Below are 12,714 nucleotides of genomic sequence, written 5' to 3' on the forward strand. Positions count from 1 at the left end.
ATCCTATCTAGAACTTCCCTACAGACATGCACGCTCACGAGCCTCCCCGCCGAAAATTAGGATGATCGGTAAAACCGATGAACTGACCAGAAGCCTTCCATCGCGCACCCACATCAGGCAGCATAAGTTCAATTATTTCACCATGATCTGAGTGATTCCATGATCGCATAACAGACTTCGGGTTAGTCAACAAATCTTCGATGAGATACGTTGCAATATCGCGCCTATCTTTACCAGAATTCAGAACAGGTAGCGTGGTGTCAAGACGGTCCGGACCTTCCGAGTGCTTCTGGTAAGCCCTAGACGCCACGCTGTCTCCGCCCACTTTTTTCAAGGGCATGGTGCCACTGGCGTACAACTCATCAACGCTGCGCCCGCAGTTGTGGACCAGGAAGTCCACGCCGCCGGTGACCACGTAGTACGTGTGGACACCCTCGACCGTCAGGTCGTACACCGGTTCGAAGTGAGCGTAGCGCCGCACGTCCGTCACCACCGGGGACGTGCCGTCCGCCGAGGTCAGGCGCTGACCGGGCTTCAGGTCGCCGATCTTGACGAACTGGCCCTGCGCGTTCACCCACACCGGGTGCCACGAGGTCGCGTCGACAGTTCCCGCCGAACCGTCCTCAGCCCGGACGGTCAGCTCGGTCATGTCGCCCTCGTCCCCGTGGACGAGCGTGCCGACGACCTCGCGGTCCGCGGTCTCCCCCGTCGCCGGGTCGGTGGCCTTGACCTTGTCGCCCAGTTCGATCTCGGAGATCGGCTTCTCCGAGCCGTCCGCCATCACGACCCTGGTCGAGGCGACGAAGCTGTGCAGCGTGCAACTGCCGCCGACCTTCCTAAACCGCTCCGTCACCGCCTTGACGGCGCTTTCCACGACCTCCTCGACCTGCCGGAGAACTCCCTTGGCCTTCTCCACGATCGCCGCGAGCTTCTCGACCGCCCTGAACGCGGTGAACCCGGCTTCGATGATCTTGCCTGCCTTGCCCCACGGCACCAAGCCGAACACCAGGCCGCCGCAGGCCCAGATATCGCCTTCCGAGAAGCAGTTGACGATGTCGTTCCACCCCGAGATGTCCTTGATCGCCTCCCAGACGACCTCCTTGATGACATCCCACTTCGTCTTGTTCGCGTCCTTCAACGCCTGCTGGTGCTGCTCCTCGCTGATGCCCTTCTTCCTGAGGCCCGCGTTGAGCTCCGCGTTGTAGGTCTTCACCTGCGTCTGAATCGCCCGCTTGAAGGACTGACGCGCGGCGTTGAACTGCTCGACGCTGCCGTGGATGGCCTCGATGCGCTTGCCGCCGCACAGCAACCCGTCGACACCGCAGTTGCTCACGATCATCCCGGTCGGGTCGCTCATCGTGACCGGGCTGTTGTTGCTGTACGCGTAACCGTTCATCTGCTGCGGATCGTTGTTGTCGACGATCGGGTCAGCGGACAGGAAGCGGCCCGAGGCGTTGTCGTACAGCCTCGCCCCGACCTGGGTCAGGCCCGATTCGTCGTTGCGCCCGCCGACGAACCCAAGCTTGTCCGGCCACTGGACCGCAGCGCCGCGCAGGGCGCCGTACGGGGTCTGGCGGCGCTGGGTGACGGCCAGGTCGCCCTTGGAGATCGACAGCTGGTTGGTGCCCTGGTGGTCGGCGATCAGCCACTTCAGGCCGGTGACGCTGTTGCGCACCGCCACGGCCTTGCCGTTGTGGCTGTAGTACCGGGTCCACGTCGGCGTGGACGTCCCGGTCTCCAGCCGGATCTCCTGGTCGAACACGTGCACCGTGGTCGCCGACGGCTCGCGGCTGATCAGCCTCGTCCCGTCCGCGTCGTACAGGTACGTGGATGCCTTCCCACCGGTCACGACCTTCGACACCCGGCCCTCGGCGTCGTACTCCAGGGTCTGGGTGTCACCACCGATCTTGCGCGAGGTGGTGCGGCCGGACGCGTCGTACCCGAACGTGTCCACCGCCGTCGTGTTCGGCGACTTCGTGGTCACCGACCGCGCCGTGTGCGGCTGCGGCGCCCCGGCGGCCGGGTAGGTCGTCGTGCGGACGGTGTCGCCCGCGGTCGCGTGCTGGGTCTCGGTCAGCCGGTTGCCGGTCTTGTCGAACGTCCACGACTGCCAGTACGGGGCGGCGCCGCCGAGGGCGGTGGTCGCCTTGGGCTTGGCGCAGTCGCCCGACGACGGCGTCCACGCCTCGTTCAGACGGCGCAGGTGGTCGTAGCCGAAGCACTGGACGTCGTTGAGGTCCGAGATTCGGGTGATGTTGCCGCTCGGGTCGAAGGTGTACTTCCGGTCGACCGTCCTGGACTGCGAGGGGATGGTCTCGCGGTCGACGACCGTGGACTCCGGCCTGCGCGTGCCGATCTCGTAGCTGTTGGTGACCCAGACGTTGTTCTCGGCGCCGGTGCCGTCGTTGCCGTAGGTCTGGCGCAGCACCTCGCCGTAGCTGGAGTAGCTGGTCTGGCTGACGTAGACGTCGGAGCCTCCGACCAACTGCTCCGGCAGCCCCATGCTGTTGTAGTAGGTGCCGACGCCCTCCTGCGAGACGATCTGCTTCCCGCCGGAGTTCACCGCCACGTAGGTGGTGACGCTGGGCTTGCCCGTGTACGTGTAGCCCTGCCGCAGCTCGTAGGTCGTGCCGAGCACGCCCTCCTTCGCGGCGGGCAGGATCACCTTCACGCCGGTCGGGCGGCCTCCCGCGTCGAAGCCGTTCGTCTTGGTCAGGTAGGTCTGCCCGTCGACGAACCTCCGCGACAGGGTCTGCATCCCCAGCCCACCCGCGAGGGTGTCGTACTCCCACTCGGCGAGCTTCGCGCCCGACAACGACCCCGCGTAGCGGCCGGTCTGGCGGCCGAGCTTGTCGTAGGTGTTCGCGATGGTCCTGCCGGACGAGTCCGTGGTGCTGAGCACCTGGCCCGCGGCGTTGTAGACCGAGGTGCTGCGCCCGGTGTCCGGGTCGTCCGTCGCGGTGAGGCGACCGCGCAGGTCGTAGGTGTACTTCCAGGCGTTGCCCGCCGGGTCGGTGACCGACGACAGCAGGCCGGACGCCGTGTACGCGTACTTAGTGGCGTCGAACGCACTGCCCAAACCCGCCGTGTACTGGCGCTTCTCGGTGGTGCGGCCCTGCGCGTCGCTGACGATCGTGGTCGCCGTCCCGCCGGACGGCGGGGTGCTGTGCACGCGGTCGCCGCCGTAGGCGGTGGTGGTGCGCCACTGCTCGACTCCGAGCTTGCGGAAGATGGCTGCGGTGGGCCGTTCCATGCCGTCGTACTCGGTCAGCGTCTGGCCGGGAACGGCGTTGTCCAGCACCCCGACCAGGCCACCGCCCGGCGCGGACTCGTTCCAGTACGCGCCGTTGACCTTCGTGGGCAGGCTTCGCGAGTCGTAGAAGGTGTCCGCGACGATGCGGCCGCCGTTGGGCGCGGGCGACTGGGTCTGCCGCTCGCGCAGCAGGCCGTCGTAGAGCGTGTACGACGACAGGTACTGGTTGTTGTCCTGCAACTGCTTGGACACCACGACCGTCGGCCGGTCGGTGTTGTACTGGTACTCGAAGGCGGCGTCGGGCTGGGCGGTCCCCTTGGCGTGGCCGGGGAGCCACGCGGCCGTCACCCTGCCGAGCGCGTCGTACGACAGGTCGGCGCGCCGGTTGTTGGCGTCCACCGACGCCACCGAGGCGCCCCAGGCGGACTCGACGTGCTCCTTGCTCACGTGCCCGAGGGCGTTGGTGCTCCACAGCTCCCGCACCGGCCCGGTCGCGGGGACGTAGGCGGTGGTGGTCTTCTGGTCGTTGGCGTCCCACACCTCGGTGGGGCGGCCGTACGCGTCGTAGGACGCCCTGGACGCGGTGATCCAGCTCTGCCCGGACGCGTCCCACTTGTCCAGCACCTCGGCCTTGGTGATCAGGCCCCTGGTCGGCGCGACGCCGCTGGCCTGGCCGTCGTAGGACGAGCGCGCCAGCGACTGGACCGTGCTCTGCGACGCGGTCACCGAGCAGGTGCCCACCACCGTCTCGACCTGCTGGGCGTAGGTGATCATCCACGCGGCCTCGTTGCGCGCGTAGGTGGTCCTGGTGCAGCTCTCGTCGCCGGTGACGGCCAGGTCGCCGAGGTCCTCGACGCGCACGGCGATGCCCTCGGCGTTGAACGCCTTGTTCACCTGGGTGCGGCGCCACGAGCCGTTCTCCAGCAGGGTGCGCCCGCGCACCGCTGCGACGCCGTTGACGAACGCCTTGTTGCCGTGGACGTCGGTGGAACTGGGCGTGTCGGGCTGGTAGGGGTCGTTGACGGAGGCGGACACGAGCTTGCCGCCCTCGTACTGGCGGGACTCGCGCACGAAGCCGCGCATCCGGTCGACGTCGCGGACCGGCTCGCCCTCGCTGGTGGACACCCACGCGGTGCGGGTGCCGTTGTTGGGGAGCTTGTCGCCGTCCATGCCCCGGCCGTAGACGACCTCGGTCACGGTCTGGACGCCCGGTGATTCGCCCTTGGTGGTGCGCACCGCGCCGTAGCCGCGCCACTGCGACCAGGTGCGGCGGTTCGGGTCGGCGAAGTCGGCCTCGTCGTAGTGCCACGCGCCGTCGCCGAGGTAGTCGTACTTGGTCTTGACCAGGCTGGAGCCACCTGTGCGGTCGTCGTCCACCACGGTGGTGACGACGTACTTGTGGAACCAGTCCAGGATCGGCTGGGTCGCGCCCTCCGGGGTCCACCACGTCGGGTAGCAGCGCAGGGTGTTCGACTCGGGCGAGGCGGGCATCCGGGAGCCCGCGACGCAGTCCGGTCCGCTGTACTCGACCTGGGTGTGGCCGCCCGCCTCGCCGCCGATGGCGACGATCCGGTGGCGGGTCAGCGGGGCGAGGTTGTCGGTGCTGCTGTTGACCCGGTTGTCCAGCGCCTTGTAGGTGAACGTGGTGGCGGGCAGGGCGATCGTGCCGCCGACGTGTCCGGTGTGGACGACCGAGGTGAGGTTCATCGACGGCGAGAGGCCGTCACCGGTGGGCAGGAACTGGTGGGTCAGCGACCACGAGTCCACGTCCTGCCAGCCGCCGGAACCGTTGGTGACGCGGGTGATGACCTTGGTGAGCCGCTTGGTGGTGAAGAACGCCGGGGAGTTGCGGTCGGTGCACTTCTCGCCCGCGTCGCACAGCTGGTCGGCCGGGACGTCCGGCCACGAGCCCGGCGCGGTCCTGATCTGGTTGGGGGCGCAGGTGACCGAGCCGCCGGGGACGCAGCGCTCGGCGGTCTCGAAGTCGACCTTCGCGGTCGGGGCGCCGTAGACGGCGTCCGAGCGCAGGCCGTACTCGACGCGGCTGAGGTAGCCGCCGCGCACGTACTGGGTGCCCTTGGCCGGGTCGATGTTGCGGCCGTAGTGGTTGAACTCGCGCTCGTAGTAGTAGGTGGTGACGTTGCCGTTCGGGTCGACGGAGTAGTCCAGGTTCCAGCGGTAGGCCTGCTGGCACCAGGAGGCGTCGAACGTGCCCGCGTTGCACGGCTCGCCGGTGTTGTTGCCGTACACCGGGGTGGTCCACGTCGACTGCGTCTCGGGCTTGCCCGACGCCCACCCCGGCAGCCGGTTCAGGCCCAGGAAGTACTGGCTGCCGTCCGGCGTGGTGACCTTCCAGTGCTCGCCGTCGTTGTCGCCGTTGGCCGCGCCGGTCAAGCGCTCGATCCGCGCGCCGTCGTCGTTCTGCGCGCGCCACTGGCCGGTGGTCTTGTCCTTCACCAGCTTCCCGGACACGCCGACGAGGCTGATGGTGGCGTTGTCGGTGGCCCAGCACTGGTCGCCGGTCTTGGTCTGGCCGTTGTTGCCGCCCAGGTCCAGAGCGCAGGGCTTGTACTGCCGCTCGATGAACCCGCCGGGTGAGATGTCCCAGCCGTCACCGGCCCAGGAGGCCTGGTTGTTGGTGGACGAGGTGCGCCCGTCCAGGCTCTGCGCGGAGTAGCCGAGCGAGAGCAGCGGTGTGCCGCCCGCGACGGCGGGAGGGACACGCATTGGATAGCCGTAGGAGAAGTCGCCCGCTGAGCCGCCCGCGCTCCACGAGCCCGCCGGTGCGAGCGAGGTGGCGGTGTAGGTGCCCGAGGAGCTCGCTGCGGCGGCGACCGCCGCGAACACCTTGGTGGCCTTGGGCTTCGAGCCCGCCAGGAGCGCCGAGGTGGCGATCCCGGTTTCCAGGGTGGTCGTGGCTTCCAGCCGACCGGCCTCGGTGTTGTTGCGCGCCCCCTCCACCGGGGTGGCCATCCGGCAGGAGTCCTTGCTCGGGGTGGTGAGCGCGCAGTCCGGGAGGGTGACCAGCCGCAGCCGCGAGGCGTAGTCACCGCCGTACCCGGACGCGAACGCGCGGTAGTCCAGGCTGACCGACAGCGGGGTGTCCGCGACGCCGCCGACGTCGGTGAGGCTGAACACCACGGCGCCGGGCGAGGACTTGCGGTCCAGGACCTGCACGCGCACCTTGCCCGAACCGCCGCGCCCCTTCTCGGGGGCGATGGCGACGGGGGTGCCCGTGGCGCGGATCGGCTTGCCCGTCGCGCGGGCCGCAGCCTGCTCCGGGGTGCCGCCGGTCGCGGCGAACGAGACCTCGCTGGTGGCCGTGTCCGGCCACACCGCCGGGGCGGGCAGCGCGGACTCCTGGGTGGAGCCCGCGGTGCCCACCGGGGTCACGGGGGTGACCTCGACCGACTTGTCCTGCTGGAGCAGGGGCAGGGACGGACCAGTGCGCGCCGGGGCCGCCACGGCGTGGGCGGTGGAGGTCGTCAGCACCAGCACGACACCGAGCGCGACGGCTCTCAGAGCCTTTTTCCTTCGCGCGGCTGCGCTCATGGCAGGGCCTTTCACAGGGAGGGGGAACAGCGGGCGGGAGCGGTTATCCGTGCCAGGTGTCGGCGTGGATCGCGCGGACCTGGGTCGGGGTGAGGACACCGGTGTAGACCCGGATGTCGTCGAGATCGCCCTTCCAGACGTCGGACTTCTGGCCGGTCCAGACGGCTCGGCCGATCCACAGCGGGCCGGAGCTGTCCCAGCCCGTGACACCGGTCCCGTCAGCGGCCGTGTGGAGGTAGGACTTCTGCTTCTCGCCGTTGACGTACAGGCTGATCTGGCCCGTGACGGCGTCGTAGACCGCCGTCAGGTGGGTCCACTCGCCCTCGGCGACCTGGTTGTCCGACAAGGCGAACCAACCACCTTCACCCACGGGTGACTTGCCCACCAGGAAGCCCCATTTGCGCAGGTCTCCCCGGTAGGACAGCATGAACGGCGAGAACTTGGCGTCCCCGAAGGAGACCACCGCCCTGCTCGGCTGGTCCAGCGAGGGCATCCGGGCCCAGCCCGACACCGTGTAGGAGCGGTCGGTGCGCACCAGCGCGGGCTTGACCGCCTCCACCTGGCCGGTCCACGACGCGTCGTAGGTGAGCCACTTCTCCTCGCTGCCGAGCACCTGGTTCGGGTCGTCCGGGTCGGCCTCGACACCGCCCCAGGTGACGTTGCCGGACAGCGTGCCCACCGTGCCCGTCACCGAGTCGCGCGTGGTCGTGCCGGTCTGCTCGTCGAGCCGGTAGCGGGCGCGCAGCACCGCGGAGTTCGCCGCGGACGCCGCCTCCGCCGGGCTGATCACCCGGTCCCACACCTGGACCTGGTCGATCGCGCCGGGCAGCAGGTCGACCCGCTGGCCGCCCCGCTTGGCGCCGCCGACGACGAAACTGCCGTTGGCGGGCCACAGGGTCGCGGTGGCGCTGCCCTGCGGCTTGCCGTCCACGTAGAGGGTGAGCTTGCGGGAGTTCGGCTCGTAGGTGGCGGCCAGGTGGGTCCACACGCCCAGTTGTGGCGCGGTCGACGAGGAGGCGCGCACCGAGGGCGAGTTCACGTCGTCCGCGGCGGTCGCGCTGACCGACCAGCGGTCGACGTCCTTGCTGTACTGGAGGTAGAAGCCGCTGAGGTTGGTGCCGTCCTGGCTCAGCGCGGTGTAGTAGTCGTCCTTGCGGTCGAGCCGGACCCAGGCTGCGGTGGAGAACGCGCGCGCGGTGTCCACGACCGGACCGGTCGTGGTGGCGTAGCCGCCGCCCACCATGCCGTTGTCCGAGTAGCCGGGGCCGAACGCGGCACCGCCTGCGAGGGTCAGGGGCCTGCGGTTGCCGCTCACGTCGGCCGAGGTGTTCCCGGAGGTCTCGTTGAGCGTCCACGCGGCCTTGACGCCGGTGGGCTCGGCCGCGCCGAATCGGTACACGGCGTTCGCTGCGGCGCGGTTGCCCGCCTTGTCGAACGCGGTGACGTGCAGCGTGTTCGTGCCCGCCAGGGTCGGCGTGACCTGCACGGTCACCGTGCCGTCGGCCGCGCTCACCGGCGCGGAGAAGCGGGTGGCGGTGTCGTCGTTGAGCGACCAGCCGTAGCGGACGACGTCCATCGCGCCGCCGGTGCCGGTGTTCCCGTTGGGCTTGAGGGTGAACGTCCCGGTGCGGCCGACCATGCCGTTGAGCCCGGTGGCCGGGTAGTCCGACGAGGACACGGCGGGCGTGTTGGGCGCGACGGTGTCGACGTCGAACTCGCACACCGCCGACCAGGTGTGGAACTGCCGGTCACCGCCCCAGACCTGCCACGAGTGCACGCCCTCGGAGGAGACCCAGCCGCCGGGGACCGTGGCCTGGCCGAACGAGCCGGACGGCACGTCGGTGGTGTAGAACTCCGCGCCGTTCCAGCTGTAGCCCGACGCGGGGCCCTTGTAGAGCCGGAAGCCGCCGTCCAGGATGCCGCCGTCCGGGTCGGTCAGCCGCGCCCGCAGCCTCGGCGTCCTCGTCGCCAGCACGGGCCGGTTCGAGCCGGTCACGCACGGCAGCGCGTCGGCCGGACCGCCGCCCCACGACTCCATGCCCAGGTCGGCCGGGGCGTTGGGGTAGCTGTTGTACTTGACCTCCAGGTACGGGTTGAGGTCGAAGCGGCGCCACGAGTTGTTCAGGTCGTTCTCGTTCTTCGCCTTGAGCATGAACGCCGTGGAACCCCAACGGGCGTCCGCTGCCTCGCGGACCGCCGAGGTCACGTCGAAGTCGGCGCCGCCGTCGCTCGGGCAGTAGCCGGGGTTGTTGGTGCGGTTGTTCTCCGACAGGAGTCGGTACCACTGCGGCTGGTTGTTCCAGGTGGTGTTCCAGTCCATCCCCCCGACCAGCCACATCTGCGTGGGCGACGCGGTGCCGCAGGCGTAGCTGTTGACCACCTTGGTGCGCAGCGTCGCCGAGGCGACGTACTTGCCGTGGATGGGCGTGGTGTTCATCTGCACGTAGGTACGGGAGATGCCGTTGGTGCTCGCCTGGAGGGAGGACTTGTTGAGGTAGCCCACCTTCAGGTCGTTCATCTGGCCGCCGGTGGCGTCGTAGTTGTGCGCGTTGGCCCACTCCGGCGGCGACTGCACCACGTTGTGGTGGGTCTTGCCGCAGTTGGTGCACGAGTACTCCGGGTCGAGCAGCACCGGGTACACGGTCTTGGGGTCCTGGAGGAACCGCTGGTCCGGGCTGATCGCCACGGTGTCCTTGCCGACCTCGACGCCCATCTCGGCGAGCCGGTCGCCCTCCTGCGGGCCGCCGGTCTGGTTGTCCGCCGCGCGGCTGGACGAGTCCCACATGCGCGAGGCGTCACCGGAGAACACCGGCGTGCCGCTGCCGTTGCGGGCGATCAGGCCTTCCCCGTCGGCCTGCCCCTCCTCGACGCGGACGGAGCCGGTGTGCGTGCGGAAGGCGATCTTGCCGAGCTCGGGGTTCCTGGCGGCCTCGCGGTCCTTCACCACGAGCACCTGGCTGAACCCGCTCAGCTCCGCCTCGACCTTCAGGTCGACGCCGGGCAGCACCTCGCGGTAGGTCGCGGTCGACCCGTCGAGCACGGGCGCGGGCAGGTCGCGCGTCCAGCCGATGCCCACCTCGTGCAGCGACTCGGCGACCTTCGCGATCGGCTTGCCGACCGAGCCCTGGCCACCGGCGGAGAACGCGACCTGCACGGGCGCGGCCTTGGGCCTGAGCGTGCCGTCCGCCCTGCGCTCCAGCGTCAGGTCGACCGGCGTCCACCCGCTGCCGCGCCGGACCCGGACGGGCTGCACGTGCTGCGTGAGCGTCATCGTGCCGTCCGGGTTGGCCTTGAGCTCGTCGGTCTCGGTGGTGGCCGAGGTGACCAGCACCGACTTCCCGCTCTTGGCCGCGTACCTCCCGGCGGTGGCCTCGTCGGCCGCCTCGGTCGGCACGGGCTGCGCGGCCGGTGCGGCAACGGCGGTCGCGGGCAGCGCGACCACCCCGCCGGCAAGTGCCGCCAGGGCTGTGCCCATGGCGAAGAAGCGCAGGGCGAAGCCCCGCGCATGTGCGCGTGAACGCATGGTGCAACCCCCCGGCGGGTCCGCGCCCGCCCCCTGGAAATCCGTGTTCTTCCCCCGATGCGGTGAAACTATGACGTGTGATCGCCGTGAAGACAACGCCGAATGCAGTAGTGGATCAGTAGCCGAATGTCGTAGTTGGATGGACTTTTCGGACTAATGTGATTTCTGCGGACAGCGTGCCTGGCATGGCGCCGGGCCTCCCTGCGCGCGAGGAGCCGGGCAGGGAGGGTTGCCCGATGTCCTCGACCTGCGAAGTGAGCCGGGTAACAGGCTTTCCGCCCCGGCGATGACCGGACGTGGCGGTTCCCACGGAGTTCCTTGGACTTGTGCCCCTGCGCGACGACTACCAGTTCGACGTGTTCCTCAGCTACCGCCGCCGCCCCGGCCCTGCTCGTGGTGCGAGCCCGTCGGGCTGCCAGGGCTCATGACCCGCGACCGGAAGGCGCTCCCCGCCGAATCGGTGGCCCACGTGGTCACCGTGCTCGCTATGCCCCGACCCCACGGACACCCGCCACGCGGGCCTGGACGTGCTGCGCGAGGTGTGCAACGAGGCCTCACCGGTCCGCTTCGCGTGGGGCGTGCTCGACCTGCGAATCGCAGGCGGGATGCCCGCCAAGGACGTGTGGGCGCTGCTGTCACCGGACGTGCTCGGCGACGACGGAACCGTCGCGCGGCTCGTCCCGCTGATCAGGACGTGGCCCGGCCAGTCGCAGCACCATAACGCGGTCAACGGCCTGGACGTGCTCGCCCGCGTCGGCACGGACGTCGCGCTCATCGGCATCGCGCAGCGGGTCAAGTTCAAGGCGCTGGAGCAGCGCGTCACCGAGCGGATCTCGGACATCGCCGAGTGACTGGGCCTGACCGGCGAGCAGCTGGCCTGCCGGCTCGTGCCCACGTTCGACCTCGACGAGGAATCGGCACTGCTGCTCGACTACGGGCCGCGCCTGTTCAGCGTCGGCTTCGACGAGGCGCTGCGGCCGTTCGTGCTCGACGAGCACGGCAAGCGGCTCAAGGCGCTGCCCAAGCCCGGCGCGAAGGACGACGCGGCGAAGTCGCCCGCCGAGACCGAGCGGTTGACGCGCGAGGGGCGGGGCACTCTCGGGCACCCCGCCCTTCCGGCCCGTCACGCCTGGGCCGGTTCCCACTTGCCCTCGACGGCCTCGGGACGCCGGTACCCGAGCCTGCCCCTGGTCACGACCAGCAGCACCAGCGTCGCCGTGCCGCCCGCGAGCAGGATGACGATCCCGGAGCTGCCGTGGCCCGCGACCTGGTCCTCGGGCACCATCGACGGCCACACCAGCGAGAAGTAGCTGTTCACGCCGCTGTGCAGGATCATCGCCAGCGGCAGGCTCTCCCCGGTGCGGTTGAACACCCACGTCATCACGAAGCTGATCGTCGTCGCGCCCGCCACGAACAGCGCGATGGTCTGCGTCGAGGAGTCGCGGGCGCCCCAGTCGGTGAAGAACAGCGGCAGGTGCCACAGGCCCCAGATCGGGCCGAGCAGCACGTTGCCCAGCAGCGGACCCAGCTTCGGCTGGAGGTGCGGCAGCGCGTAGTCCCGCCAGCCCGGCTCCTCGGCCAGGCCGGTGGTGAGCACCTGGAGCAGCAGCATCGGCAGGTAGGCGACGAGGACCATCACGGGCGGCATGGTCAGCGAACCCCGGTCCTCGGCCACGGCGAACGTGGTGACCGCCAGCACCAGCGGCACGCCGAGGATGACGCCGACGTACCACCGCCAGTTCACGTTCCAGCGGGTGAGCCTGCCCGCCCACCGGCGAAGTCCCGGCCTGCCCTCGCCCGCCGCCGTGCACAGGAACGCCGCGCCCAGCGGGCCGAGGTAGGCGCCCGGCAGCACACCGGCCAGCTGCGAGGTGCCCAGGATCTCGGGGAAGGCGAAGTCCCACACCCCGACGCCGTTGCGGGACAGGACGTACGGGGTCCACGCGAGCCAGCTCAGCACGAACGACAGCACGAAGAACGCGCTGATCGGGTGCCGGGCGAGCACGCCGCGCAGCCCGCTCGACTGGTCGGGGACGGTGTCCACGGGCACTCCTCCTTCGTTGTCCGACAAGGGGAGCGGCGCCGTCCGCGATCCACTGAGGACGGTCTGGGGAACCGGGGAGGGGGGCGGCGCCGCATGGCCAACGCTAGGGGCGTGGCGGGGCGGGCACGATCCCGCAGAGCACACCACTCGCGGTACAGCCCGCTATACCCCACCCCGCCCGCTTCCCGACAGGCTGGAGAACCGCGCCGCCATCCGGCCCCGCGGTTCCGGGAGTTGTTCGAGCAACGGGTCGCGGTGCACCGTCTTCGCCACCCCGGAGTCGCGGTCCTTCACGGTGGGCAGCATCGGGCGGGACCAGCCGGCGGACCACGCGGAGCGGAG

The 12,714-nt window shown here is 69.9% G+C and carries 5 protein-coding genes; 2 read left to right on the forward strand and 3 right to left on the reverse strand.

The window, feature by feature from the left end; all coding sequences use genetic code 11:
• Positions 1–34 precede the first annotated feature (34 nt).
• Both LV78_RS13640 and LV78_RS13645 read right to left on the reverse strand, forming a co-directional pair.
• Positions 35–6,751, reverse strand: coding sequence for an RHS repeat-associated core domain-containing protein (locus LV78_RS13640; protein WP_253845630.1), 6,717 nt, complete (start codon positions 6,749–6,751; stop codon positions 35–37).
• Between the two features lie 97 nt (positions 6,752–6,848).
• Complete coding sequence (locus LV78_RS13645; RefSeq protein ID WP_253845631.1) at positions 6,849–10,328, reverse strand: LamG-like jellyroll fold domain-containing protein; 3,480 nt, start codon at positions 10,326–10,328, stop codon at positions 6,849–6,851.
• Between the two features lie 296 nt (positions 10,329–10,624).
• Between LV78_RS13645 and LV78_RS40715 the strand changes: the two genes are divergently transcribed.
• Entirely contained in the window at positions 10,625–10,756 is a 132-nt protein-coding gene (locus LV78_RS40715) for a hypothetical protein (RefSeq protein WP_301306515.1), read from the forward strand.
• Between the two features lie 99 nt (positions 10,757–10,855).
• On the forward strand, positions 10,856–11,179 hold the full coding sequence (locus tag LV78_RS13650) for a hypothetical protein (protein ID WP_253845632.1): 324 nt from the start codon (positions 10,856–10,858) through the stop codon (positions 11,177–11,179).
• Between the two features lie 272 nt (positions 11,180–11,451).
• On the opposite strand, the gene LV78_RS13655 is transcribed toward LV78_RS13650, so the two are convergent.
• Positions 11,452–12,372, reverse strand: coding sequence for a CPBP family intramembrane glutamic endopeptidase (locus LV78_RS13655; protein WP_253845633.1), 921 nt, complete (start codon positions 12,370–12,372; stop codon positions 11,452–11,454).
• Positions 12,373–12,714: the final 342 nt, after the last annotated feature.

This window comes from Actinosynnema pretiosum, assembly GCF_024171695.1.
Classification (GTDB): Bacteria; Actinomycetota; Actinomycetes; order Mycobacteriales; family Pseudonocardiaceae; genus Actinosynnema; species Actinosynnema pretiosum.

Coding starts and splice junctions, on each gene's coding strand:
- LV78_RS13645 (WP_253845631.1), bottom strand. CDS start 10,328: ATGCGTTCACGCGCACATGCGCGGGGCTTCGCCCTGCGCTTCTTCGCC.